Source organism: Amycolatopsis sp. Poz14, assembly GCF_006704225.1.
Taxonomy (GTDB): domain Bacteria; phylum Actinomycetota; class Actinomycetes; order Mycobacteriales; family Pseudonocardiaceae; genus Amycolatopsis; species Amycolatopsis nivea.
This window is the reverse complement of the sequence record NZ_JACLHD010000001.1, coordinates 2,492,244-2,513,431: the sequence shown is the minus strand read 5'-3', so window position 1 is coordinate 2,513,431 and position 21,188 is coordinate 2,492,244. Positions and strand designations below refer to the sequence as shown.

The 21,188-nt window shown below is 69.8% G+C and carries 26 protein-coding genes; 13 read left to right on the top strand and 13 right to left on the bottom strand.

Features of this window, described 5'->3' with window-relative positions; all coding sequences use genetic code 11:
• Positions 1-3: 3 nt before the first annotated feature.
• Together FKO37_RS12390 and FKO37_RS47540 are read left to right on the top strand one after the other, a co-directional pair.
• The gene (locus FKO37_RS12390; protein ID WP_037359923.1) at positions 4-915 is read left to right on the top strand and encodes a Scr1 family TA system antitoxin-like transcriptional regulator; all 912 of its coding nucleotides are present in this window, start codon (positions 4-6) and stop codon (positions 913-915) included.
• On the top strand, positions 912-1,556 hold the full coding sequence (locus FKO37_RS47540; protein WP_106964894.1) for a helix-turn-helix transcriptional regulator: 645 nt from the start codon (positions 912-914) through the stop codon (positions 1,554-1,556). Before FKO37_RS12390 ends, FKO37_RS47540 begins: the two co-directional genes overlap by 4 nt.
• A 50-nt stretch (positions 1,557-1,606) precedes the next feature.
• On the opposite strand, the gene FKO37_RS12380 is transcribed toward FKO37_RS47540, so the two are convergent.
• Together FKO37_RS12380 and FKO37_RS12375 are read right to left on the bottom strand one after the other, a co-directional pair.
• Positions 1,607-2,149, bottom strand: coding sequence for a helix-turn-helix domain-containing protein (locus FKO37_RS12380; protein WP_081655058.1), 543 nt, complete (start codon positions 2,147-2,149; stop codon positions 1,607-1,609).
• A 164-nt stretch (positions 2,150-2,313) separates the two neighbouring features.
• A complete protein-coding gene (locus FKO37_RS12375) occupies positions 2,314-2,934 on the bottom strand; it encodes a GGDEF domain-containing protein (RefSeq protein WP_081655057.1) in 621 nt (206 codons plus the stop codon).
• A gap of 186 nt (positions 2,935-3,120) precedes the next feature.
• Between FKO37_RS12375 and FKO37_RS12370 the strand changes: the two genes are divergently transcribed.
• The 4 genes from FKO37_RS12370 (at position 3,121) to FKO37_RS12355 (ending at position 6,580) form a co-directional block, all read left to right on the top strand.
• Positions 3,121-3,609, top strand: a complete 489-nt coding sequence (locus tag FKO37_RS12370; protein WP_235079090.1) for a helix-turn-helix domain-containing protein — start codon at positions 3,121-3,123, stop codon at positions 3,607-3,609.
• A 78-nt stretch (positions 3,610-3,687) separates the two neighbouring features.
• Positions 3,688-4,242 (top strand): hypothetical protein, encoded by a 555-nt coding sequence (locus FKO37_RS12365; protein ID WP_037359919.1) that lies wholly within the window; start codon positions 3,688-3,690, stop codon positions 4,240-4,242.
• Entirely contained in the window at positions 4,239-5,375 is a 1,137-nt protein-coding gene (locus tag FKO37_RS12360) for an MAB_1171c family putative transporter (RefSeq protein WP_183124306.1), read from the top strand. Before FKO37_RS12365 ends, FKO37_RS12360 begins: the two co-directional genes overlap by 4 nt.
• Positions 5,372-6,580 (top strand): NAD(P)/FAD-dependent oxidoreductase, encoded by a 1,209-nt coding sequence (locus FKO37_RS12355; RefSeq protein WP_037359917.1) that lies wholly within the window; start codon positions 5,372-5,374, stop codon positions 6,578-6,580. The genes FKO37_RS12360 and FKO37_RS12355 overlap by 4 nt, the downstream gene beginning before the upstream one ends.
• 249 nt (positions 6,581-6,829) lie before the next feature.
• Here FKO37_RS12355 and FKO37_RS12350 read toward each other — a convergent pair whose 3' ends face one another.
• The 3 genes from FKO37_RS12350 to FKO37_RS12340 form a co-directional block, all read right to left on the bottom strand.
• On the bottom strand, positions 6,830-7,129 hold the full coding sequence (locus tag FKO37_RS12350; RefSeq protein WP_037359915.1) for a hypothetical protein: 300 nt from the start codon (positions 7,127-7,129) through the stop codon (positions 6,830-6,832).
• A 731-nt stretch (positions 7,130-7,860) separates the two neighbouring features.
• On the bottom strand, positions 7,861-8,385 hold the full coding sequence (locus FKO37_RS12345) for a DinB family protein (RefSeq protein ID WP_183124307.1): 525 nt from the start codon (positions 8,383-8,385) through the stop codon (positions 7,861-7,863).
• A gap of 40 nt (positions 8,386-8,425) precedes the next feature.
• On the bottom strand, positions 8,426-9,265 hold the full coding sequence (locus FKO37_RS12340; RefSeq protein ID WP_101438014.1) for a GNAT family N-acetyltransferase: 840 nt from the start codon (positions 9,263-9,265) through the stop codon (positions 8,426-8,428).
• 101 nt (positions 9,266-9,366) lie between these two features.
• Here FKO37_RS12340 and FKO37_RS12335 point away from each other — a divergent pair, with 101 nt between their 5' ends.
• The 4 genes from FKO37_RS12335 to FKO37_RS12320 all read left to right on the top strand — a co-directional run bounded on the left by FKO37_RS12335 (position 9,367) and on the right by FKO37_RS12320 (position 14,055).
• On the top strand, positions 9,367-10,707 hold the full coding sequence (locus tag FKO37_RS12335; protein ID WP_101438013.1) for an FAD-dependent oxidoreductase: 1,341 nt from the start codon (positions 9,367-9,369) through the stop codon (positions 10,705-10,707).
• Between the two features lie 6 nt (positions 10,708-10,713).
• Positions 10,714-11,928 carry an MFS transporter gene (locus FKO37_RS12330; protein ID WP_183124308.1) on the top strand — a complete coding sequence of 405 codons (1,215 nt, stop codon included), beginning with the start codon at positions 10,714-10,716 and terminating at the stop codon, positions 11,926-11,928.
• The gene (locus tag FKO37_RS12325; RefSeq protein ID WP_101438012.1) at positions 11,925-13,007 is read left to right on the top strand and encodes an NAD(P)/FAD-dependent oxidoreductase; all 1,083 of its coding nucleotides are present in this window, start codon (positions 11,925-11,927) and stop codon (positions 13,005-13,007) included. The genes FKO37_RS12330 and FKO37_RS12325 overlap by 4 nt, the downstream gene beginning before the upstream one ends.
• A gap of 283 nt (positions 13,008-13,290) precedes the next feature.
• Positions 13,291-14,055 (top strand): DUF4238 domain-containing protein, encoded by a 765-nt coding sequence (locus tag FKO37_RS12320; protein ID WP_037359904.1) that lies wholly within the window; start codon positions 13,291-13,293, stop codon positions 14,053-14,055.
• A gap of 126 nt (positions 14,056-14,181) precedes the next feature.
• Here FKO37_RS12320 and FKO37_RS12315 read toward each other — a convergent pair whose 3' ends face one another.
• Entirely contained in the window at positions 14,182-14,523 is a 342-nt protein-coding gene (locus tag FKO37_RS12315; RefSeq protein ID WP_037359903.1) for a metalloregulator ArsR/SmtB family transcription factor, read from the bottom strand.
• A 186-nt stretch (positions 14,524-14,709) separates the two neighbouring features.
• On the opposite strand from FKO37_RS12315, the gene FKO37_RS12310 reads away from it, so the two are divergent.
• Complete coding sequence (locus FKO37_RS12310) at positions 14,710-15,099, top strand: helix-turn-helix domain-containing protein (protein ID WP_037359901.1); 390 nt, start codon at positions 14,710-14,712, stop codon at positions 15,097-15,099.
• A 57-nt stretch (positions 15,100-15,156) separates the two neighbouring features.
• Here the strand turns inward: FKO37_RS12310 and FKO37_RS12305 are convergent, their stop codons facing one another.
• The 5 genes from FKO37_RS12305 to FKO37_RS12285 are packed head-to-tail and all read right to left on the bottom strand — an operon-like array spanning position 15,157 to position 18,407.
• A complete protein-coding gene (locus tag FKO37_RS12305; protein ID WP_235079104.1) occupies positions 15,157-16,047 on the bottom strand; it encodes an NAD(P)-binding domain-containing protein in 891 nt (296 codons plus the stop codon).
• A 29-nt stretch (positions 16,048-16,076) separates the two neighbouring features.
• On the bottom strand, positions 16,077-16,214 hold the full coding sequence (locus FKO37_RS47535) for an FAD-dependent oxidoreductase (protein WP_235079086.1): 138 nt from the start codon (positions 16,212-16,214) through the stop codon (positions 16,077-16,079).
• Positions 16,211-17,299, bottom strand: a complete 1,089-nt coding sequence (gene arsB / locus FKO37_RS12295; RefSeq protein WP_037359899.1) for an ACR3 family arsenite efflux transporter — start codon at positions 17,297-17,299, stop codon at positions 16,211-16,213. Before arsB ends, FKO37_RS47535 begins: the two co-directional genes overlap by 4 nt.
• Before the next feature lie 33 nt (positions 17,300-17,332).
• Positions 17,333-17,737 carry an arsenate reductase ArsC gene (locus FKO37_RS12290; RefSeq protein WP_037359896.1) on the bottom strand — a complete coding sequence of 135 codons (405 nt, stop codon included), beginning with the start codon at positions 17,735-17,737 and terminating at the stop codon, positions 17,333-17,335.
• Between the two features lie 28 nt (positions 17,738-17,765).
• The gene (locus FKO37_RS12285; RefSeq protein ID WP_051165952.1) at positions 17,766-18,407 is read right to left on the bottom strand and encodes an arsenate reductase ArsC; all 642 of its coding nucleotides are present in this window, start codon (positions 18,405-18,407) and stop codon (positions 17,766-17,768) included.
• 112 nt (positions 18,408-18,519) lie between these two features.
• Here FKO37_RS12285 and FKO37_RS12280 point away from each other — a divergent pair, with 112 nt between their 5' ends.
• The gene (locus FKO37_RS12280; RefSeq protein WP_063695767.1) at positions 18,520-18,930 is read left to right on the top strand and encodes a helix-turn-helix transcriptional regulator; all 411 of its coding nucleotides are present in this window, start codon (positions 18,520-18,522) and stop codon (positions 18,928-18,930) included.
• Between the two features lie 26 nt (positions 18,931-18,956).
• Here FKO37_RS12280 and FKO37_RS12275 read toward each other — a convergent pair whose 3' ends face one another.
• Positions 18,957-19,208, bottom strand: coding sequence for a hypothetical protein (locus tag FKO37_RS12275; RefSeq protein WP_143271432.1), 252 nt, complete (start codon positions 19,206-19,208; stop codon positions 18,957-18,959).
• Positions 19,209-19,225: 17 nt separating this feature from the next.
• Positions 19,226-19,780: a Chromate resistance protein ChrB gene (locus FKO37_RS12270; protein WP_037359894.1), complete on the bottom strand. Its 555-nt coding sequence runs from the start codon at positions 19,778-19,780 to the stop codon at positions 19,226-19,228.
• Positions 19,781-19,874: 94 nt separating this feature from the next.
• Here FKO37_RS12270 and FKO37_RS12265 point away from each other — a divergent pair, with 94 nt between their 5' ends.
• Entirely contained in the window at positions 19,875-21,098 is a 1,224-nt protein-coding gene (locus tag FKO37_RS12265) for an MFS transporter (RefSeq protein WP_051165938.1), read from the top strand.
• Positions 21,099-21,188: the final 90 nt, after the last annotated feature.

The window sequence follows — 21,188 nt, the reverse complement described above, 5'->3', positions numbered from 1 at the left end:
TTCGTGACGAGCAAACAAGACACCCCTCAGCCGTCGCCCCGGCACCTGCTGCTCGGCGCTGTCCTTCACGCGCAACGCCGCAAGGCCGACAAGACCTTGCGCGAAGTGGCGAACCTGATCCACAAGCACCACGCGCAAGTCGCACAGTGGGAACTCGGCGTGCGCAAGCCCGACGCCGAGCACGTCGGCGGAATCCTCTGCGCCCTGTCCGTCGCTCCAGACGACCACGCCTACATCTCCAGCCTCGCGAGGACAACCGACCACAGCGTGGTAATCCTCCACCCGGCTCACCACCGCCACCATGCCGAAGCACGCAGCCACTTCACCCAACTCGCAAAATCCTTTGTGGACTACCATCCGACCCTCGTTCCCGCCTCCCTGTGGACCTCCGACTACGCCCGCGTTGTCCTGAAGGATCTCGGCGCGGCTCCCGGATGTGTCAGTGAATTCGTCAGAGCCCAGGCAGCGCAGCGAAGGCTTCTGCGGACCCCTACCGCGGAAACGAGCAGAAAACAGGTCGAAGTCTTCCTTGGCGAGCCTGCCCTGTCGTCCCATCTCCGAGCACCGGCGGTCACCTGCAGCCAGCTCCGATTCCTGCGGGCGCTAGAGAAGGCGAACCCGATGATCAGAGTGCGCATCGTTCCGTCGGAGATCTGCGGCAGCCCGGCACTGCAGGCCCCGTTCACCTGTTACGAGACGGCCGCAGGCCCGGTCACGTACTTCGCGCACCACAGTGCGGGTGTCTTCGCCCCCGACCACGGAGCCTACCGACGGCTCACCGCGGATCTGCGTCTGCTCGCACTGCCCACGACACAATCCCGGAAGGTGATCGACGACCGCATCCGAGACCTGGAACGACTTTCGCCTGCGGCAGAACTTGCCCAACCCCCAACGGCAACCGAGGCCCACCGGTGACCCTCGAACCGATACCCGCATCCGCCGTCGGCACACCGACACCCGACGCTGCAGCCCAACCGCCCGAGACAGCCGGAGCTTTCGTGCGCAGACGCCGGCAGGCATCGGGCCTGAGCATCAACCGCCTCGCGGTACGATCCGGGATCAGCGCCTCCACCATCGGAACCCTCGAACGAGGCCGCACCCCGCTGCAATCACTATGGACCGCCGCAGCCTTGGCCTACGCTCTGAAAGCCGATCCGTACGCACTAGCGATCGCCGCAGGCCGCAGCTACCCCGCAGCCACCCGTTCAGACCGCGACCGGGGACACCGCACCGTCCGAGCGTCCGACATCGCAGGGCCACACCGGACCCTGACCTGCTTCGGCGAAATGCTCTACCTGTGGCGCATCAGGCACAATCGCACCCTGACCCAGGTCGCCGAACTGACGGGTGCCGATCGCCTGTGGTTGTCGCGAGTCGAACGCATGGCGGCCGCGCCGTCGATCCCCACCGTCGTGAAGATCGCCTACGGTCTGAACCTGTCGCGCACAGAACTGCTGGTCCTGGCCATGCGCGACCAGCACTGCCGCAACCTGTACGCCCGCGAGAACATGGTGTACGCGCCGCATGTGCGCGACCTGTACGCCCGGTCCGGGTGACGGTTGCGACGACCGCACCCCGAGCGAGGAGGCTTGCCCAATAACTCAGCTCATTCGGAGCTGGACGCCTGGGAGTTGCATCGGCGTGCGCGGGCACGCTGTATGAGATCGGCATGTTTCGTCGCCCAAGTGACCATCGGCATCATCGCGTCGAGCGCTTCGGCCGTCTCCGGACTTAACGAATACTGCACGGAGGGCGGAAAAGCTGTGGACTGCTGGTGCCGAAGGATCAGCCCGTCGGCAGTCATGGTTTTGAGCGTGCGCGCGAGAACGCTTTCGTGCAGAGTGCGACGGTGCCCGCGGTCCCGTTCGCATAGTGTCCTGATCGTGTCGAGAAGCTCTTTATAGTGCTTTGGCCCATCGGCGAGCGCGACGATGACTGCGTGCATCCAGTCGCCGCTGAAAAGGCGCCTCACGTCTGACAGCTTGCGCAGCTGCTCGGCATCCCAGCCGTCGCGCCACGCGCCGTCGTGTCGGGAGCCGACGGGAACCGTCCCGTCTACATGAGCGGTAGGCCAGCGGCGCTTGACGGGCCTCAGGGTTCGTCCGGACGTCAGCTGGACTTGTCCAGTTCGGTTCGACAGCTCGGTCATTGCATCCTCCCGGCGGCTAGGTCGCAGTTCGAAGACGGGCAGGTCCGTTCGTGCAGCCGGCCGGGGAGGAGATCAGGCCGCAGAACGCGCAACGTCCATAAGGCCAGCGTAGGCCCCGTCGACTCGATCTTCAACTGTCAACAAGGGAGTAGTTTGGATGACTCTCATCTGAGTTTAGGACGACAGAGGTTTCGGGACAGGTCGCCGTCTGCCGCAATCAGCACGCGGTCCTTGCCAAACCGCTTTGCGCTCAGGAGGTTCGCATCGGCTCGTCGGACAAGATCCGCGATGCCAGTGCGGCCGCGGGCGTTCAGGACGACACCGCCGACGGAGGCGGTCAGCCCAGTGATGACGACAAAGCGTCCGTCCGCGGACCGAGCTTCGACGACTGCGCCGCGTATCCGCCCGAGGATCCGTTCTGCGATCCCCTTTGCGCACGCCCGGTTCGCGCCGGGAAGGAGCGCCATGAATTCGTCTCCGCCGTACCGCCCGACGATGTCTTCGCGCCGCACCGCGGCCGTGAGCTTCGCAGCGACCACGCGAAGGACGGCGTCGCCCGCAGGGTGACCGTATCGGTCGTTGACAGCCTTGAAATGATCAAGGTCGAGGACGAGCAGCGCGATCGCATGCCCTATGGACCCGTCGAGGACCGAGGCGACCCGGACGTCCCACCCTTCCCGATTAAGCACTCCGGTGTATTTGTCCGTGCCCCACGAGCCGAGCGGCTGTCCGCAGGCAGAGCAGCATGGCCCCTGCCCCGACAGGGATGGCCAGGTAGATACCATTGTTGATCTTCCTCCGAACGAGTGGCTTTGACTGACGTGAAGGCGTCCGGTTCGCTACCGTTGGTTCGGAGTTGAAATCACGATGATCGCGAGTTTAGGCTGGTCGCGCGGACGAGTTCAACCAGGATCAACATCCTCACTCGTACGGGTGTTTACGTGAGTGGAAGCAGTCGGGGTGGAGATCGCATGGCGACACCGGCGTATCCGGATGGGCACCTTCCGGCGAGCCTGCCGGACAACTTCGCGGACATCCTGGCCGCCAGGCTGAACAAGCTGTTCGCGACTATGAAGCCGCGCAGCGGCCAGGAGTACACGAACGACTTCGTCGCAGCGGAAATCACCGCCACGGGCGTGGGGATTTCCGGAAGCTACATCTGGCATCTGCGCAAGGCACGGAAAGACAACCCGACACTGCGCCACCTGTATGCACTGGCTGCGTTCTTCGGTGTGCCGGCGTCGTACTTCTTCGATGACGCGGTGACCGACCGGGTCGACGAACAGCTGCAGAAGCTCCAGGCTGCGCAGGAAAGCCTGACCGCGAACACGAGTGAAGCCCAGCTGATCGCGATGCGTGCGGGTGCTCTGTCCCCCGAGCGCCGACGGCTGGTGATGGACCTGCTCGACGTGGTCTATCGCGACGAGCAGGCTGAGCGAGGCCAATCGCCAACGGAGTGAGCGCTGTGGCAGGCAAGGGAGCGATCCGGCACGGTGGCTTATGTGCTAGTCCGGTCCTGAGCCTGGAGGGAGGGGCAGATGACGTCCGAACGGCAGCTGCGCCGTCGCTGCCGGCAGCTCTTGACTGATCTCGACATCCATCCGCCGTTGGATGTCACCGAACTGTGCCGCCGCGTCGGGATCCAGCGTGGCAAACCGATCAGGCTGCGTGCGCATCCCATCCCTGTCCCCGGCCCGTTCGGTGCTTGGGTCGCGGCGGCTTCGGCGGACTACATTTTCTACCAGCAGGAAACGAGCAAACCGCACCAAGACCACATCATCCTGCACGAACTCGGTCACATGCTGGCCGGCCACGACAGCGACGCACACGACGACACCCTGCTCAGCGACCTCTGCCCGGGTTCCTCGACCGAGTCCCTGCGCGCCGAGTACCCCGACCTGGCGCCGGACGCGGTCCGCCGCGCGCTCCGCCGCACCTCGTACGACACCGCGCAGGAATACGAAGCGGAAACAGTCGCCACCATCATCCTGGAGTGGGCTTCGGTTCTCGACCGTGTCTGGGTGCCCGCCGCAGGCAACGGCACTGCGCATCGAATGGAGACCGCGCTCAGCGACCGGCTGGGGTGGCTATGACCTACCTCGTCCTCGCCTACGGCATCGCCGCCATCGCGGTGCTGGCCTGGCTGGGCCTACGACTGAGCCGGACCCCGCAGAACCTGCCGCTGCGCGCCCTGACGGGTCTCGTCGCCTGTCTCGCTCTCGCCTTCCCCTTCGGCCTCGCCGCCGACCGCGAGGCGACCGTGCTCGGCCTCCCGCCGATGCTGTCCCGCCTGATCCAGCACGGCACGCTGCTGATCGGAGTGACCTGTCTGGTCCTTTTCTTCCTCTTCTCGGCCCTGGAACCACGCCAGGCATGGCCACGAGCCCGCCGTTTCGCCGTGCCGCTCGTCGCGGCCGAAGCCGTTTTGATCGCCACCGCGGCGCTCGCCCCTCCCACGGTCCACAGCAGTTCCTCGCCCGCGGGCGCCGTTTTCACCGTCACCGCGGATCTCTATCTGGCATTCGGCTTCGCCACCGCGTTCCTCTGGGCGCGCCGCTACGCCCGCGACGCCAACCCGCGCCTCGCCCGCGGCCTCCGGATTGCCTCCGTCGGCCTCGCCGCCATCGTGCTGGCGAACTGCGTGTTCATCCCCGAGATCATCCTGCGCCGGGCGGGCGCGTCGTCCCCCTCCGCGCTCGCCGAGACCAGCGGCGCCGCGGCCACCCTGCTCGGCGCGGTAGCCGCAGCCGTCTTCCTGCTTCCCGGCGTCGTCATCTTCCTCGCCGGCGTCATCTATCCCGCCGCCGCGATGCGGGTCACCGCACTGCGGGTCTGGGCAGGCCACCGCCGCGCATACCGCCAGCTCGATCCTTTGTGGACAGTGCTGCACGCGCAGTTTCCCGACGACGAACTGCAACGGGTCACCCCCAGTCCCTGGCGCGACCTCTTCCGGCTCCGCGGCACGCACCGGCGCTACTACCGCCGCGTCGTGGAATGCCGCGACGGTCTCGTCCGCATCAGCCCCTACCTGCCGCCCCGCGCCTGCGAAGGCTACGACGACCTGGCGCGCTCGCTGACACACGCGCTCGCCGCCCGAGCCGCAGGACAACAGGCCCGGTCGGTCCATGCGACACCGGTCGTCGTCGCGGCCGCCGACAGCCTCGACGCGGACGTCCGCGAACTGGTGTCCCTCTCCCGCGCCATGAACTCGACAGGAGACCCATGACCACGGCCATGATCATCGGCGGGGGAATCGCCGGCCCCGTCACCGCGATGGCACTGCAGAAAGCCGGGATCGACTCGGCAATCTACGAGGCCTACCCCACCACCGCGGACGGCGTCGGCGCGTTCCTCAGCATCATGCACAACGGACTCGACGCCCTCACCGCCATCGACGCCGCCGACCTCGTACGCACACACTCTTTCCCAGCCAGCACCGTCGAATTCTTCAACCACCGCGGCACCCGGCTCGGCCAGGCCCCCATCGGCGGCGCCGCCGGAGACCGCGGCCCGCGGATGATCAAGCGGTCCACGCTCTACCGCGCACTCCGCGACGAAGCCAGCCGCCGCGGCATCGCCGTCCACCACGGCAAACGCCTCACCAGCGCAACCACCACACCTGGCGACCCGGTCACCGCGCAATTCGCCGACGGCACCGAAACCCAAGGCAGCCTGCTGATCGGAGCGGACGGCATCCACTCCGCCACCCGCGGGCTCATCGACCCCGCCGCGCCGAACCCGCGCTACACCGGCGCCATCACCGTCTGCGGCTACGCCGCCCACGCCGCCGTCACCACCGAACCCGGCACCTTCCGGATGGTCTTCGGCCGCAAGGCGTTCTTCGCGTTCCTCACCGCACCCGACGGCCAGACCTGGTGGTTCGCCAACCTCCCCCACCCCCGCACCGAACTCACCAAAGAACAACTCGCCAGCACCACCTCCGACGAATGGAAACAACGGGTCGCCGGACTCCTCGCACGCGACCGGACACCGGCAGCCGATATCGTCCGCGCCAGCGACGATGCCGTCACCGGCGCCAACGGCTACGACATCGCCACCACGCCCACCTGGCACACCGACACGACCATCATCATCGGCGACGCCGCCCACGTCTCCGCCCCCAACGCCGGCCATGGCGCCTCCATGGCCATCGAAGACAGCATCGTCCTCGCCCAATGCCTCCGCGACCTGCCCACACCCCAAGCATTCCACGCCTACGAAACCATCCGACGCCCCCGCGTCGAACGCGTCGTCGCCACCAGCGCACGCATGGGCGGCAACGCAACCCCCGGCCCCGTCAAACGGATGATCCGCGACGCCGTCCTCCCCCGAAAACTCAAGAAAGGACCACGCAACACCGCATCCTGGCTCACCGGCTACCACATCGACTGGCACCAGTCCGTTGCCCAGCCAGACGAAGTACCGCGATAGGCCAGTAACTGGGCGCACTTGTGAGCTGGTGAGTCATCAGACGACGGAAGAAGTCGTCGAACACGTTTGCTGCGTGAGGTCGGAACGCTTTCGCCGCCTGCCTAGTGCCGCAAGAGTGCGGCCAAGGCTCGAGCTACCGACACCGCAAACAGCCCTGTACCTTGGCACGCGTCCTCGAGCAGAGTGGGCGGAGCGCAGGCCTGAAAAGTGACGCTCTTCGCTGCTGAGACTCGGCAACCGCCAACCGTTTTACCCGTGGGTCCGCGGCCGGTAGTCGCCGAACCGGTGACGACGGGCAGGCCCTCGTCTGCGGAGCAGGTGGGCTGGCACGTAGTGGCTGACCGGCCGTGAAAATTGGTCGTCGGCGGTGACGAGCTCGTAGGTAACCCAGCTGAGCATTCCTCCGTCCTCGCGGCGAGCCCGCTCGAACAGCAGGCCGGGACCGTCGGTCTCGGTCCGCAAGCCAGCGCGGTTGCGTGCGACGAGGATTTCCGTACACAGCACGAGCAGCTTGCGCACGCCTACCCAGACCGGAATCGGCGGACTCACTCTCCGAACGGTTGACGGCCACTCGTCCACCACAAAATCACCCTGCTCGTATCCACAGCCTGGGCCGCCTGCAGCCCGGCAACCCGTACTCAGAGCCGAACATGCGTTCGACCCTGAGTCACATTGGTCTAGCCGGAGCGGCGGGTTACCCGTCGTCGCCCAGAACGTCACGCTTCTTGATTGAAAAGGCAAAAGGGGAATCGGCATCATTGCACCCTGGGCGCCCCGTCGTGTCGGGCGGATCCTGCGCGGGATCGCAACCCGTCGCGGCGCACGAGTCGTTGTGGAGGCGATGGTGGGCGGCCCTCCCGTTCCGCCCACCATCCTGGTTGCCCATCGGACAGCCTTCCCCCATGCCGCAGCTCTCAACTGGCGAGCAGGCTGGCTGCTCCGGCCGCACCGGACGTGGCAGCGATTGCCGCGGCGACGGTGGCGGCTGCGTCCCGAAAGCCGTTGCCCCCAGCACTTTGCCGACGGCGGCGCGGATGTCCGCAGGTGTGGCTGGTTCGCCGTCGAGCGCGATTCCGGCATCCCGCTCGGCGAGGCGTGCGGCCAGTGCCGGTTGACGGCGGCGTGCTCGGGCAGCCCGGCCACGGGCACGGCGTGCCGCATGGCCGCGGCCACTGTGCCGTGACCGGCGTGGGTGACCACGGCGGCCGCGTCCAGGAGACCCTCGGCGTGGGGGACGAATGCGACAATGGCGGCGTCGCCCGGCACGCGCACCCGCTGGGTCACTCGGAGCCGGAGTGCAGCGTGAGCTGTCGTGCGTGGTGGTCGAAGTGCCGGGTCGGGAACCGGTAGACGTCGGCCAGTGACATGCGGTCGCGGAAGTAGGGGTCCCAGCGGGTCGGAAAGTGCATCGTCCGGGCGAGGGCGGCCTCAGTTTCCCGGTCGAGTCGCTGGTGCAGACGCGCGATCGCGCGGTCTGCGACAGCTGCCATCCCCCGGCGTTTCAGGAGGTTCCCTCCGAGGCGGGAACCGACGTAGTTCACGGCATCGAAGGGGACGGTCACCGCGTTCAGGGCCTGTGCGTAGCGCTTGCCCACGCTGTCAGGGAGCCGGTCGAACAGTGCGACCAGGTTCCGCAGTGCCCAGACGATCAGGTAGCCGAGCAGCATGTGGAACAGCAGTTCGCGGTTGGTCCAGCGGGTCCCGTTGCTGGCGCGGCGCAGGTCCGCGTCGCTCGCCTGGTCGAGAAGCCGGTGAAACTCGGTGCGAGCACGCTCCATCTCGTCGTGAACGGCCTGCCTGTCCACGCGTTCAGTGTCCGCCTCGCGAGACGGGAAATCCAGCCGCTCAGTTGACGGGGCTGCGGCGTTCGAGGAAGACGGTGTCGTGCCAGGTTCCGTCGCGTTGGGCGATGCGTTCGCGGACGCCGATGGTGCGGTAGCCAGCGGAGTGGTGCAGGGCGAGGCTGGCGCGGTTGTCGGTGAAGATGGAGGTTTGCAGGGTCCAGAGTCCGGCGTCGTCGGCGGCCATGACCTGTGTGCGCAGCAAGGCTTTCCCGACGCCGCGGCCGCGGTGGGCTTCGGCGATGTAGACGGAGGTTTCGGCGACGCCGGAGTAGCAGTCGCGGTTCGAGACGGGGCTGGCGGCGGCCCAGCCGACGACTTGTCCGTCACGGTCGGCGACCCACCGGTGCCCGGGCAGCCACGTCGCGTCGAGGGCTTTGCGGGCGGGGACCGCGGTGTCGAAGGTCGCGATGCCGGTGGCGATGCCCTCGCCGTAGATCCGCCGCACGGCGGTCCAGTCCGCGGGTTCGAGGGCGCGGACGGTGATGTCGGCGGGCACGTCGTCGGGGCAGCAGGGGCGGGGGCCGAGCAGGCCCATGACGGCGTCGGCGGCGTGCGGGAGCCCGGTGCAGCAGGCTTCGTTGACGGTGACGACGGTGGCGGTGCCGACCTTTTCCAGGTGCACGAACCCGACGTCGGCGAGCTTGCGCACGTGATGCGACGTCGTGGACTGGCTGGTGCCGAGGATCTCGGTGAGCGCGCCGACGGTGATGCCGCGCGGGCTGGTGGACACGGCGTGCAGCAGCCGGACGCGGACGGGTTCGGCGAGGCAGGCGAACCAGTCGGCGTAGGTGGCGGCGTCGGCGGTCGGCAGCACTTGGGCCTGGGGCAGCGCGATCGGCATGCGGACAGTATATCGATCGCGGTCGATGGTTGCATCCATCGATCGCGCTCGATACAGTCTGGCTCGTTAATCGAGTCCGATCGATGAATCAGGGGTGTGGGATGAGCGAGTACCCGGTCGTGGTGGTGGGGGCGGGCCCGGTGGGGCTGGCCGCGGCGGCGCAGCTGCTGGAGCGGGGTCTGGAGCCGCTGGTGCTGGAACGCGGGCCGCGTGCGGGTGCTGCGGTAGCGGCGTGGCATCACGTCCGGTTGTTCTCGGCGTGGTCGGAGCTGGTCGACCCGGCGGGCGGCCGTCTGCTGGAGCCGACCGGGTGGGTCCGTCCGGACGGCGCGGAGTACCCGACAGGCCGCGAATGGGCCGAGCGGTACCTGCAGCCGCTGGCCGAGGCGCTGGGGTCTCGGGTGCGGTTCGGCGCCGAGGTGGTCGGGGTCGCGCGGCGGGGCCGGGACCGGGTGGTCGACAGCGGCCGCGACGACGAGCCGTTCTCCGTGCACGTGCGCACCGCCGCGGGCGAGCAGCGGCTGCTGGCTTCCGCGGTGATCGACGCGTCCGGGACGTGGGGAAGCCCGAACCCGCTGGGCGGCGAGGGCCTGCCCGCGATCGGCGAACACGCCGCAGCCGACCGGATCGTCTACCGGGTCCCGAATCTGGGCGACGCGCAGGTGCGGGTTCGGTACTCCGGCAAGCACATCGCGGTGGCGGGCAGCGGGCATTCGGCGCTGACGGCGTTGGTGGCGTTGTCCGGGCTGGCGAAGGAAAACCCGGCGACGCGGATCAGCTGGGTGCTGCGCCGCGGCGGGATCGGCACCGCGTTCGGCGGCGGCGACGCCGACCAGCTGCCCGCCCGCGGCGCGCTCGGCACGCGCGCGAAGGAAGCGGTGGAAGCGGGGCTGGTCTCGGTGGTGACCGGGTTCCGCACCGAGACCGTGGAGCGCGACGACACCGGCCGGTTGAGCCTGGGGTCGGCGAACGGGCAGCGGCTGTCCGATGTGGACGAAGTGGTGGCGTTGACCGGGTTCCGCCCCGAGCTGGGGTGGCTGTCGGAGATCCGGCTGGAACTCGATGCGACGCTGCAGGCTCCGGTGCGGCTGGCGCCGCTGGTCGACCCGAACGTGCATTCGTGCGGGACGGTGTACCCGCACGGCGCGAAGGAACTCGCGCACCCGGAGACCGGGTTCTACCTGGCCGGGATGAAGAGCTACGGCCGCGCGCCGACGTTCCTGGCGATGACCGGCTACGAGCAGGTCCGCAGCATCGCCGCCGCACTCGCGGGCGACCACGAGGCCGCGGGCCGGGTGGAGCTGGTCCTGGCCGAGACCGGCGTGTGCGGCGGGGCGGGACTGTTCGACGACCCCGGCACGACCGCAGCGTCGGACGGGTGTTGCGGTCCGGCGGAGCCGGAGGTGCTGACGCTGGCCGCGCCGTCGCGCGCCGGGAACTGACGCGGCGTGCGCGGCACGGCGACGGCGCGGTCCGCGGCACTGCCGGTGTCCGGGCTGCGCCGAGTGCTGGCCGTTCTCTGTCTCACCGAGATCACCAGCTGGGGCGTGCTCTACTACGCGTTCCCCGTGCTGGCCCCGGACATCAGCCGCGACACCGGCTGGCCCGCGGCCGCGGTGACCGCCGCCCTCTCCGGCGCGCAACTGGTGTCCGCCGTCGCCGGAATCGGGGTGGGCCGGTGGCTGGACCGGCACGGCCCGCGCGTGCTGATGACGGTCGGGTCGCTGCTGGCGGTCCCGGCGGTGGTGCTGGTCGCGACCGCGCAGAACCTCGCGTGGTTCATCGCGGCGTGGGCGCTGGCCGGGCTGGCGATGAGCGCGACGCTGTACCCGCCCGCGTTCGCCGCGCTGACCCGCTGGCACGGCCCGCGTCGCGTCCCGGCGCTCACCACCCTCACCCTGGTGGCCGGGCTGGCCAGCACCGTGTTCGCGCCGTTGACCGCGCTGCTGGCCGCGTACCTGGACTGGCGCCACACCTACCTGGTGCTGCTGGCGATCCTCGCCGCGGTCACCATCCCCGGGCACTGGTTCGGGCTGCGCGGGCCGTGGCCGCCCGCCGAACCCCCACAACACGAGGCGGCGCACGGGGACCCGGCGCGGATCGCGCGCAGCAGCGGGTTCCGGATCCTGGTGACGGCATTCAGCCTGGCGACGTTCTCCGTGTTCGCCGTCGTGGTGAACCTGGTGCCGCTGCTGCTCGAACGCGGGATCAGTCCCGGCACCGCCGCGCTCGCGCTCGGCCTCGGCGGCACCGGGCAAGTCCTCGGCCGTCTCGGCTACGCCGCGCTCGCCCGCCGCACCGGCGTCCGCGCCCGCACCGCCGCCTCCCTCGCCGCGACGTCGCTGACCACCGTTCTGCTGAGCCTGCTCACCACCACCGTCGCGCTGATCGCCGCTTCGGTCGTGGCGGGGATGGCGCGCGGGGTCTTCACCTTGCTGCAGGCCACTGCGATCACCGACCGCTGGGGCCCGGCGCACTACGGCCGCCTCAACGGCCTGCTCTCCGCCCCGATGACCGTCACCATGGCGCTCGCCCCGTTCGCCGGGTCCGCCCTCGCCGCCGCGTTCGGCAGCTACCGCCCCGCCTTCCTCGCCCTCGCCGCGGTCAACCTCGCCGCCGCGGTCCTCGCCCTGACCGTCACCCCGACCCGGAGCACGCCATGACCGAAGACCCGCACGCGATCGTCCTCGGCGGCGGCCAGTCCGGCCTCGCCGCCGCCCACGCCCTCCTGATGAGGGGCCTGCGGCCGCTCGTGCTGGAAGCCGGACCCGAACCGGTCGGATCCTGGCCGCACTACTACGACAGCCTCACCCTGTTCTCCCCGGCCCGCTACAGCAGCCTGCCCGGCTGCCCCTTCCCCGGCGACCCCGACCGCTACCCGCACCGCGACGACGTCGTCGCCTACCTGCGCCGCTACGCCGCCGCACTCGACGCCGACATCCGCACCCGCCACCGCGCCACCACGGTCACCCGCGACCGCGACGGGTTCGCCGTCCGCACCGAGCACGGCGATGCCTTCACCGCGCCCGCGCTCATCGCCGCCACCGGAGGCTTCAGCCGCCCCCACACCCCGGCCCTGCCCGGACTCGACGAGTTCGCCGGGACCGTCCTGCACTCCAGCGAATACCGCAACCCCGCGCCGTTCGCCGGGCAGCGGGTCATCGTCGTCGGCGCCGGGAACTCCGCCGTGCAGATCGCCGCCGAACTCGCCGAACACGCCCGCGTCACCCTCGCCACCCGCGCGCCGATCCGCTTCGCCCCGCAACGCCCGCTCGGCCGCGACGCGCACTGGTGGACCGCCACGCTCGGCCTCGACCACCTTCCCGTCGGGCACCTCCTGTCCGCCCCGCCCGCGACACCCGTGGCCGACCCTGGCCGCTACCAGGCCGCGGTCGCCGCCGGGCGGCCCGACCGGCGGCCGATGTTCACCCGCCTCGACGGCGACAGCGTGCACTGGCCCAACGGCACGAGCGAACCCGCCGACACGATCGTTCTCGCGACCGGGTTCCGGCCTGGACTGTCCTATCTGGACGGAACTGGGGCGTTGCGGGACGGGATCCCGTTGCAGAGGAAGGGGTTGTCCACGACCGTGCCCGGGCTCGGCTATGTCGGGCTGGAGTGGCAGCGCAGCTTCGCCTCCGCCACCCTGCGCGGCGTCGGCCGCGACGCCGCCTACCTCGTCGACCGGCTGATCGGCACCCCGGTGTCGGCCGGGCGGCGGTGCTGCCAGCCGGTCAGCTGAGCCTGGCCTTCAGCAGCCGGAGCGATTCCGGTAACTGATTCCTGTCGGTGCTCGATGACATGCTTGCCGCGGAAGGTGCTGACGAACAGGGGCGCGCGATGAGCAACGACCACACCGTGCCGCAGATGTACCTGCGGCGGTTCGGCTGGCAGCGGAAACCCGGCAGCCGCGAGTGGTTCATCTCCACCCGCAACATCGACTGCCTCGACCAGCCGTTCGGATCGAACATCCGGAAGGTCGCCGCGGTGGGCGACTTCTACGGCGAACGGGCCGAGAAGCTGCTGTGCAACCCGAAAAGCAGGCGGTGCCCGCGTTCGACACGATGCTCGAAGACCCCCGGGGCGCACTGCCCGGGCCGGGCCGGTGGCCGTTGCCGGCCAACGAGCGTGCCGCGCTGGCGTGGTGGATCGCCTCGCAGATCGTGCGGACCGTCCGCCAGCGGAAACGTCTGCAACACCTCGCCGGCGACGGAACCGGCCAGCTGGCGCTGCCCCAGTCGATCAGGTCAGCGGCGGGCCGCGACGAGCAGCTCCGGTTCATGGGAGAACAGCTCGCCCGGCTGAGCTGGGTGATCTTCGATCGGCCGTGGGGCCTCGGGTTCAGCGACCTGTGCCTGTGGACCGGCGACGTGCCTGTCGTCGTCCTGAACGCCCAGGACGCCCAGAACCAGCTGCTGGCGACCGCGTACTGCGACGTCATCCTGCCGCTCGACCCGCACCGCTTCCTGCTGCTGCCCGGCCACCGCGCGAGAAAGGAAGACCCCCGGAAGCGGGTCGACCACCGGTTCAAAATGGAGGGCGGCACGGGACAGATCGTCAGCCAGATGATCTTCGACGCCGCCGACTCCCAGGTGTTCTGCCACCGTGACCACGACCCGACCCCGCACTTGCGGCTGACCGGGCCACGGCTGCCGACGCCCTGGACCGGAGACAGTCACGGGGGCCCGACCTGGATCGTCGAATACGCGAGCATGAATCCGGGCTGGACCGTCGAGCGGCGCTGGCTCAGCGAGCACCCGCCGCCACGAGATTCGTCGCCCGCAGCGTGATTCTCCTTCCACGGCTCGGAGTTCGTGCTCAAGCAGTTTCCCCGAAGGACTGAGACTCCCGTCCCTGACCACGATGCCGTAGAACCGACACCGCGGCACCAGGCCGGCGGCGCTGCTGCCAGCCGGTCAGCTGAGCGGCACCGCCAGCAGCCCGGACAACGCGGACATGGCTTCCTCGCGGGTCCGGTAGCGGATCGAGGTGCCGCGGCGTTCTGTCTCGACCAGTCCGGCCTCGCGCAGCACCTTCAAGTGGTGCGAGATCGTCGGCCCGGTCACCGCGAACGCCGCTGCCAACTCCCCGGCCGAGGTGTCCCCACCCGCGCAGATCAGCGACAGCAGCCGCAGCCGCACCGGATCGGCCAGCGCCCTGAACCCGGCCGCGAACTGCCCGGCGTCCTCGGCAGACAGCGGCTCCTGCACAAGCGGTGCGCAGCACGCCGCGGTGGACGCGGGTGTCGGGTCGGGCATGGCGTGATCGTCGCAGGCACTCCCGGCGGCCGGGCCGACGGGTCAGGCCCGGGGCGGTCTCCCGGCCCAGGCGAGCGCGGCGAGCGCCAATGCCGTGCAGGCGGCGACGTAGCCGTGTCGACGCGCTCAGCAAGACCGCGAGCGGAGAGGTTGACAGCGATTTAGCAGTTTAGTTAGCTTCTAAGCATGCCGACTACGGCGCTCAGCGAACTGCTCAACCGCCGTCTCGAACTCGCTGGCTTGTCCCAGAAGGAACTCGCGGAGAAGGTTGCCGTCACGCCCGGCCGCATATCGCAGATCATGGGAGGGGAGCGTCCCGGCGAATCGCTCCTAGAAAAGATCTGCGAGGTGCTGCACATCCCCGAGGAGATGCTGCTAAACGCGGAGATCAGGCAGATCGTGCCCGGGGTTGCCCTCGACCCGTTCGAGCAGATGGTGCTGGGCCTCAACGACCTCTCGGACGAGCAGCAAGACGGCCTGCTCGCGGTCTACGCGTCCTACACCGGACGGTCTTCCCTGCGCAACGCTGCGACCTACCGGAAGGTTCGCGACAGTTCGGGCGGCGACGACGGATGACCTGATCGCGTTCCGCCGGAAACGACCGTGCTCGCGCATGGTGGATGTCAAGGCAGGTCAGGAACCAGCTCGCCCGTCCGGATCGGCCTGCCGGGCGATCTCGGAGACGGCGGCGCGTGCGGTCGGGCCGACGGCGGCGAGAGTGGCCGATCCGGGGCCGGTCCAGTCGCCGTAGCCGAGCAGATGCAGCCGCGGTTCGTCGACAGCGCGGGTTCCCTCGGTGCGGATCGCTCCGCCCGCAGTACGCAGCCCTAGCGAGGCGAGGTGTCCCAGCGTGGGCCGGAACCCGGTGCACCACACCACCGCGTCGACGGAGAGGCGGCTGCCGTCGCTCCACATCGGACCGTCCGCGGCCAGGCGCGCGAACATCGGCCGGTGAGTGAGCAGCCCGGCGTCGCGGGCGACGCGGACCGGCGGCACGGCGACGATGTCGCCGAGGCTCCCGACCCCGCCCGGATCGGCCTGGCCGGCGGCGAGCGCGCGGGCGCGGCGGCTGGCCAGGTCGAACAGGGCTCGGCCGTCGACGTCGTCGGGCAGGAACCGCGGCGGCCGCCGCGTCACCCACGTCACCGTCGCGACCGGGGCGAGGTCGGCGGCGATCTGCGCGCCGGAGTTCCCGCCCCCGACCACCACGACGCGCTGCCCGGCGAACGCGGCCGGACCGTCGTAGTCGACGGTGTGCAGCTGCCGTCCGCCGAACTCGCCGGAGACCAGCGACAGGAACGGCCGCCACCAGGTGCCGGTCGCGGAGATCACCGCCGCCGCGTCCCAGGAGGTCGTGTCGGTGGCGACCCGCAGCCCGCCGCGGTCGCGGACCACGCTGGTCACGGTCTCGCCGCGCACGATCGGCAGGGCGTAGCGCTTTTCGTAGGCGGCGAGGTAGTCGACCACGTGCGGCGCGGTCGGGTACCCCTCGCCGGGGTAGGGCGGCATCGGCCAGCCGGGCAGGGCGCTGTAGCGGGCCGGGGAGAACAGCCTCAGCGACTCCCACCCGTGCCGCCCGGATCGGGCTGCGCGTCGAGGATGACGAAGTCCAGGCCGGCGCGGCGCAGGTAGAACCCAGCGGCGAGCCCGGCCTGCCCGCCGCCGACCACTGCTACCTGGGTGCGGTTCACGTCCGGGATGCGTTGGTGCGCCAGCGTTTGCGCAGCCACAGGCTCACGTACACGAGCGCGACCAGCACCGGGACCTCGATCAGCGGCCCGACCACGCCGGCGAGGGCTTGGCCGGAGGTCACGCCGAACACGCCGATCGCGACGGCGATGGCGAGTTCGAAGTTGTTGCCCGCCGCGGTGAACGCCAAGGTCGTGGTCCGCGCATAGGACAGGCCCGACGCTTTGCCGAGCAGGTAGCCGCCACCCCACATCAGCGCGAAATAGGCCAGCAGGGGCAGGGCGATCCGGGCGACGTCGAGCGGACGGGAGGTGATGTTGTCGCCCTGCAGCGCGAACAGCACCACGATCGTGAACAGCAGCCCGTACAGCGCGACCGGCCCGATCTTCGGCAGGAACTTGCTTTCGTACCAGTCGCGGCCGCGGGTGCGTTCGCCGATGCGCCGCGACAAATACCCGGCCACGAGCGGGATGCCGAGGAAGATGACCACCGACAGCGCGATCTCCCACGGGGAGAAGGAAACGCTCGTGGTGTCGAGGCCGAGCCAGCCGGGCAGCAGCTCGAGGTAGAACCAGCCCAGCACCCCGAACATGATCACCTGGAACACCGAGTTCAAAGCGACCAGCACGGCGGCGGCCTCGCGGTCGCCGCAGGCCAGGTCGTTCCAGATGATCACCATCGCGATGCAGCGGGCGAGCCCGACGATGATCAGCCCGGTGCGGTACTCGGGCAGGTCCGGCAGCAGCAGCCAGGCCAGGGCGAACATCAGCGCCGGGCCGACGATCCAGTTCAGCATCAGCGACAGCACCATCGTGCGCGTGTCCCGGGTGACGGTGTCGAGCTTGTCGTAGCGGACCTTCGCCAGCACCGGGTACATCATCAGCAGCAGCCCGAGCGCGATCGGCAGCGACACCTGCCCGATCTTCACCGCGTCCAGCACGGACTGCAGGCCGGGCACGACGCTGCCCAGGCCGAGCCCGGCGGCCATCGCCACGATGATCCACACCGGCAGGAACCGGTCCAGGAACGAGAGCTTGTGCAGGACGTCGCCATCGGCCGGGGCGGTGTCGTCGGCGGTCTGTGTCACGATTCTCCTTGCGGCAGAACAGGTGTGAAGGAATCAGGCGTCGAGCAGTTCGGCGAGCAGGCCGCGGACCCGGCGGTCGATCTCGTCGCGGATCGGGCGCACCGCCTCCACGCCCCTCCCGGCCGGGTCGTCCAGCGCCCAGTCGAGGTAGCGCTTGCCCGGAAACACCGGACAGGTGTCGCCGCAGCCCATCGTGATCACCACGTCCGACGCCTCGACGTCGGCGGTGGAGAGCTTCGTCGGGATCTCCGCGGTGATGTCCAGGCCCCACTCGGCCAACGCCCGCGCGGCGGCCGGGTTCACCTGCTCCGCCGGCTCCGACCCTGCCGAGCGGACCGCGACCCGGCCCAGGCCGTGGTGCGCCAGCAGCGCCGCGGCCATCTGGGAACGGCCGGCGTTGTGCACGCACACGAACAGCACTTCCGGAACACGCGACACTAGGATTCCTTTCTCGGCAACGGAAAAATCACGGAGTCAGCTCGTCGAGCAGGCCGCGGACGCGGGCGTCCATATCGTCGCGGATGCGCCGCACCGCCGCCGGCGGCTGCCCGTCCGGGTCCGGCACCGCCCAGTCCAGATAGCGGCGGCCGGGGAACACCGGGCACGCGTCACCGCAGCCCATCGTCACCACCACGTCCGCCGCCCGCACCACCTCGTCGGTCAACGGCTTCGGATACGCCGACGTCAGCGACACGCCCAGCTCCGCCAGCGCCGCGGTGACCGTCTCCGGGATCTCCCGCGTCGGCCGCGACCCGGCCGAGCGCACCGCCACCCGGCCGAACGCGTGATGGTCCAGCAGCGCCGCCGCCATCTGCGACCGGCCCGCGTTGTGCACGCACACGAACAGCACCTGCGGCACCTCCACCCGCAACAGCCCCGACGCCCGGCCCCGGTCCAGCAGCCGCTCGCGCGCGAACCGCGCCGTCAGCGCCGGCAAATGCGTGCGCACCGTCGCCGACTCCGACAACAGCGCGTACGACTCGCGCACGAACCGCGCCACCGCCTCCCGCTCGAACGTCCCGCGGAACCGGTCCGCCAGCTCGTCCACGATCCGCTCGACCTGCGCGTCCGCGTCATGCACGGGCAAGCCGCCAGCAGGCAGCACCATCACCCACACCCCTTGGATCGACTTCTCTCAATCCAAGTGAACTCGATTGCATCGAACTTTGTCAATCCAGCAGGTATGGTCGACTACGGCACACGAACCGACGGGAGGACCCATGGCGGGCGAACACCGGCACAACCGCACCCCGGTCCCGGTCACCCTGCTGCTGGCCGAACCCGCCGCGGCCGTCACCGACACCGACGCCCACCAGGCCGCGGCCCTGTTCAAAGCCCTCGCCGACCCGCTGCGCATCCGGCTCGTGTCCCTCATCCGCTACTCGCCCGGCGGCGAAGCCTGCTTCTGCGACCTCGCCGAGGAATTCGCCATGCCGCAGCCCACCCTCAGCCACCACCTGCGCGTCCTCGTCTCCGCCGGACTGCTCACCCGCGAACGCCGCGGCACCTGGAGCTGGTACCGCCTCGTCCCCGAACCCCTGGAGACCCTCCGGGCACTGCTGGACACCGGCGGCCCGCTCGTCGACCAGATCGCGCCCGTCGCGGATACCGATCGCAACAAACGGTGCTGATCACCTCTCGCTGTCAATGCCCGTGGTCATCCTCCTGACATCGGCTCGTCGCCTTGCAGGCCAAGAGTCATGGCGCAACTGTTGCCGGTCGCGGCACGCGTGCCTCGGTGTACGACTGCGATTCCGGCGATCGCGAGCAACGCCCCTGCTGGTGCGCTGGCACGGAGTGCGGTGACGACTCCGCTTTCGGGCGCCAGCAACAGGATCGCAGCACCGGCCAGGACGACGTGCTGCCAGAGCTGAGCCAGGCTGAATGCCATCAGAACGGCCCGCGGCACCCGCCAAGGCGACCCGATCAGTGTCCGTCGGCGTCCGACGCGTACACCTTCGCCGCGTACTCCTCGAGCACCCGCTCACACCGTTCCAGCGCCCGGAGCGTCTCGGCGCGGCCAGGCGCGGCGAGGACGTCCCGTTCGGTGACCTTCGCCAGCCAGTTCCGCAGCTTGGTCAGGTCTTCCTCGTTCTCCTCGAGTTCCGCGTAGGTGAAGTGCTCGGCGGCGGTTTCCTTCTCGATTTCGGCCAGGAAGTCCTGGCACTTGTCGACGATTTCCTCGTACTCGTCGTCGCGAGCGGCCTGGAAGGTGGCGACGATGTCCGCCTGCCCGACGAGCGCGGTGCTCGTGAGCAGCTGCGCCGTTCCGCCCATTTCCACGATCTCGTGGCGCAGCTTCCGCAGCGCGCGTTCCGCTGCCGGTGCGGCCGGGAGAGTGGCGACGGAGTTCTGGAGATAGACGGCGCCGAGTCCTTTGAGGCGGCGCCACACCGTGGCTCGCAGGCGAGTCGGTTCCGGCGGGACCCGGTAGATCAGCAGCAGCCAGCCACGGGGGGCGTTCGTCTTCTGGTCGGGCACGGGCTCAGTCTGCCCGATCGTGCCGTCGCGTGCTGATGCGTAACGGCGGTTACTTTGCTACCGTAACGCGGTCGTCTTGAGGCGGTGGCGCGGTATGGCCGATAAGGCTCGCGGGCGGCGGTTGTCCGCCGGGTTGAAGTTCGTGCTGATGGTCGGCGTGATGAGCTTCTTCGCCGACTTCACCTACGAGTCGTCGCGCGCGGTCATCGGGCCTTTCCTCGGGCTGCTCGGGGCCGGTGCGCTGGCGATCGCAGTGGTCACCGGGTTCGGCGAGCTGCTCGGGTACGGGCTGCGGGTGGTGTCCGGTCGCGGGGCGGACCGCACCGGCCGGTACTGGCCGATCACGATCAGCGGGTACGTGTTGCAGATGTCGGTGGTCCCGTTGCTGGCACTGGCCGGAAGCTGGCAGGTCGCCGCGCTGCTGGTGATCCTCGAACGGGTCGGCAAGGCGATCCGCAATCCGCCGCGGGACGCGATGCTGTCCCATGCCGCGAAGCAGATCGGGTACGGCTGGGGTTTCGGCGTGCACGAGGCGCTCGACCAGTTCGGGGCCATGTTCGGGCCGCTGCTGATCGCGTTGGTGCTGGCGAGCAGCCGGCACGACTACCGGCTCGCGTTCGCCGTCCTCGCCGTGCCCGCCGCGATCATGCTCTGTCTGCTGGGCGTAGCGCGGCTGGTCTACCCGCGCCCGCAGGACCTGGAGCCCTCGACGGCCCCGGTGCAGGCGCACGGGTTCCCGCGGCGGTTCTGGCTGTATCTGGCCGCCGCGGCGCTGGTCGCGGCGGGCTTCGCCGACTTTCCCGTGATCGCGTTCCACTTCCAGCAGGCAGGCGCCGTGTCCGCCGACCTGACGCCGATCTTCTACGCCGTCGCGATGGCGGTCAGCGGCGCGGGATCACTGCTGTTCGGGCGGCTGTTCGACCGCTTCGGGATCGGCCTGCTCATCCCGCTGACCGTGGTCGCCGCGGCCTACGCGCCGCTGGCGTTCCTCGGCGGCTTCTGGCCCGCGCTGATCGGCATGTGCTTGTGGGGGCTGGGAATGGGCGTGCACGAATCGATCATCCCGGCCGCGGTGGCCCCGATGGTCCCGGCCGACCGGCGGGCCTCGGCCTACGGTCTGTTCACCGGCGTCTACGGCGTCGCGTGGTTCGCTGGCAGCGCGGCCATCGGTGCGCTGTTCAGCGTGTCCCTCACGATTGTGGTGCTGTTCTCGGTCGTGGCGCAGCTCGCCGCCGTCCCGCTGCTGATCCTCGTGCGCCGCAGGCACGAAGCATCGGACGGAACTTCGTCTGCGCCGCCTCGGCCAGCGCCGGGTTGAGTTCGACCTGGTGCTCGCCGGCCGGAGTGCGCACCGTCAGCCTTTCGCCGCTCGCGTCGAGGCCGGCGATGTGTTCCCGGGCGACAGCAA

Bases quoted from the DNA above. Each gene is read 5' to 3' on its own strand.
- FKO37_RS12325 (WP_101438012.1), top strand. From the start codon at position 11,925: ATGACCGAAGACCCGCACGCGATCGTCCTCGGCGGCGGCCAGTCCGGC.
- FKO37_RS12360 (WP_183124306.1), top strand. From the start codon at position 4,239: ATGACCTACCTCGTCCTCGCCTACGGCATCGCCGCCATCGCGGTGCTG.
- FKO37_RS12370 (WP_235079090.1), top strand. From the start codon at position 3,121: ATGGCGACACCGGCGTATCCGGATGGGCACCTTCCGGCGAGCCTGCCG.
- FKO37_RS12285 (WP_051165952.1), bottom strand. From the start codon at position 18,407: ATGGTGCTGCCTGCTGGCGGCTTGCCCGTGCATGACGCGGACGCGCAG.
- FKO37_RS12355 (WP_037359917.1), top strand. From the start codon at position 5,372: ATGACCACGGCCATGATCATCGGCGGGGGAATCGCCGGCCCCGTCACC.
- FKO37_RS12335 (WP_101438013.1), top strand. From the start codon at position 9,367: ATGAGCGAGTACCCGGTCGTGGTGGTGGGGGCGGGCCCGGTGGGGCTG.
- FKO37_RS12380 (WP_081655058.1), bottom strand. From the start codon at position 2,149: ATGACCGAGCTGTCGAACCGAACTGGACAAGTCCAGCTGACGTCCGGA.
- FKO37_RS12315 (WP_037359903.1), bottom strand. From the start codon at position 14,523: ATGCCCGACCCGACACCCGCGTCCACCGCGGCGTGCTGCGCACCGCTT.
- FKO37_RS12280 (WP_063695767.1), top strand. From the start codon at position 18,520: ATGGCGGGCGAACACCGGCACAACCGCACCCCGGTCCCGGTCACCCTG.
- FKO37_RS12365 (WP_037359919.1), top strand. From the start codon at position 3,688: ATGACGTCCGAACGGCAGCTGCGCCGTCGCTGCCGGCAGCTCTTGACT.
- FKO37_RS12340 (WP_101438014.1), bottom strand. From the start codon at position 9,265: ATGCCGATCGCGCTGCCCCAGGCCCAAGTGCTGCCGACCGCCGACGCC.
- FKO37_RS12375 (WP_081655057.1), bottom strand. From the start codon at position 2,934: ATGGTATCTACCTGGCCATCCCTGTCGGGGCAGGGGCCATGCTGCTCT.
- FKO37_RS12265 (WP_051165938.1), top strand. From the start codon at position 19,875: ATGGCCGATAAGGCTCGCGGGCGGCGGTTGTCCGCCGGGTTGAAGTTC.
- FKO37_RS12310 (WP_037359901.1), top strand. From the start codon at position 14,710: ATGCCGACTACGGCGCTCAGCGAACTGCTCAACCGCCGTCTCGAACTC.